The following is a 1889-nucleotide window of genomic DNA, read 5'->3' on the forward strand; positions in this document are numbered from 1 at the left end:
GCCCACACCCCGGCGGCAGACACCGAACCCGCCCCAACCCCAGCCCCACCCCCGTCGCCGCTCGCGCTGTGGACCCGCAGGGGTAACCCTCCCGACGCCGCACATTGATGAGCAGTAGCGGCGACGCCCTTCGGGAGTGGCCGATGACTCCCTAGCGCCGCATCCGCGGCGGTGGGAGTCTGTCCTCTATGGGGGCATTCAGGTGGTTACGGGGTCGGAGGGTGTTGTGGGGGATCGGGGTGGTGGGGGTTGTCGGGGTGGGGGTGGGGGCGTTGGTTGGGTGTGAGCCGACCGCGGGTGGGCTCAGTACCATCAGCGTTTCCGTTACTACCGATCAGCTCGCCACCCGCGCGCTTGAGCGCAACCACGTCACCGTGCAGTGGCTCGCCTGTTCCGGGGAGGTCGAAGGCACCGGGAAGAAAGGCAAAGGGTCGCCGCCGCCCGTGACCGCCGTCGGCGTCGACTGCCAGGGGCGGACCAAGGACGGGAAGAAGATCATCGTCTACGGGCGCGTCACCGGCATCAGCGGTGACTCCTGCGTCCGCGGCAGCCTCACCGCCAAAGTCGGCGGCAAGACCGTCTTCACCTCCACCGTGCTCGGCTCCTGTGCCGGGGAGGCTTCCTCCGCCCCGCCCGAGGCCGGTCGGCCCAGTTCCTCCAGCTGGACCCCGCAGCCCTGGCCCTCCGACAGCTGTTCCACCACCCTTCCCGGGAAGTGACACCCTCCCCCCTCACCGATCATCGGGCTGTCGGTCCCGGCCGGTAGCATCCCGTTCGTACGCGCGAACCCGCGCGCGTCCACACGACTCGGGAGGAGCCCACCGGTGGCGGGAGAAGCGCAGGCCGACTGCCTGTTCTGCAAGATCGTGGCAGGGGAGGTGCCGGCGACCGTCGTGCGGGAGGGCGAGACCACCGTGGCGTTCCGGGACATCAACCCGCAGGCGCCCACGCATGTCCTGGTGATTCCCAAGGCGCACTACCCCGACGCCGCCTCGCTCGCCGCCGCCGAGCCGGCCATCGCCGCCGACGTGCTGCGCGAGGCCGGGGAGATCGCGCGGGAGGAGAAGGTCGACGGGACCGGGTACCGGATCATCTTCAACACCGGTGCCGGCGCGGGGCAGACCGTCTTCCACACGCACGCCCACGTGCTCGGCGGGCGCGGCCTCAACTGGCCCCCCGGGTAGTCGGGAGCGGGTCCCGTGTCCGTACGCGAACTGGTCGTCCTCGGCACCGCCAGCCAGGTGCCGACCCGGCACCGCAATCACAACGGCTATCTGCTGCGCTGGGACGGCGAGGGCATCCTCTTCGACCCGGGCGAGGGCACGCAGCGGCAGATGCTGCGCGCCGGCGTCGCGGCGCACGACCTCAACCGGCTGTGCGTCACGCACTTCCACGGCGACCACTCCCTCGGGCTCGCCGGGGTCATCCAGCGCATCAACCTGGACCGCGTGCCGCACCCCGTCGTGGCGAACTACCCGCGCAGCGGCCGGCACTTCTTCGAGCGGCTGCGGTACGCGACCGCGTACCGCGAGACCGTGCGGCTGGTGGAGGAGCCGGTGTCGGGCAGCGGCGGCACGCTCGCCGTGACCCCGTCGTACGAGCTGTCGGCGCGGAAGCTCTCGCACCCCGTCGAGTCGTACGGTTACGCGCTCGTCGAGCCCGACGGGCGGCGGATGCTGCCGGAGCGGCTCGCGGCGCACGGCATCGCCGGGCCGGACGTGGGCCGGCTGCACCGGGAGGGGAGTCTGGGCGGCGTCTCGCTCGACGAGGTCAGCGAGGTGCGGCGTGGGCAGCGGTTCGCCTTCGTGATGGACACCCGGCTGTGCGAGGGCGTGTACGAGCTCGCCGAGGGGTGCGACATGCTCGTGATCGAGTCGACGTTCCTCGAC

Annotated in this window: 3 protein-coding genes; all 3 read left to right on the plus strand. The window is 71.6% G+C overall.

Translation table 11 applies throughout. From position 1 onward, the window contains the following. Positions 1-443: 443 nt before the first annotated feature. On the plus strand, positions 444-719 hold the full coding sequence (locus tag ACFU99_RS42275; protein ID WP_384403743.1) for a hypothetical protein: 276 nt from the start codon (positions 444-446) through the stop codon (positions 717-719). Between the two features lie 105 nt (positions 720-824). After that, positions 825-1184, plus strand: a complete 360-nt coding sequence (locus tag ACFU99_RS42280) for a histidine triad nucleotide-binding protein (protein WP_384403745.1) — start codon at positions 825-827, stop codon at positions 1182-1184. A 15-nt stretch (positions 1185-1199) separates the two neighbouring features. Next, positions 1200-1889 (plus strand): MBL fold metallo-hydrolase (locus ACFU99_RS42285; protein WP_384403748.1); only part of this gene is annotated, 690 nt, incomplete at its 3' end.

This window comes from Streptomyces sp. NPDC057654 (assembly GCF_042800135.1).
Lineage (GTDB): Bacteria > Actinomycetota > Actinomycetes > Streptomycetales > Streptomycetaceae > Streptomyces.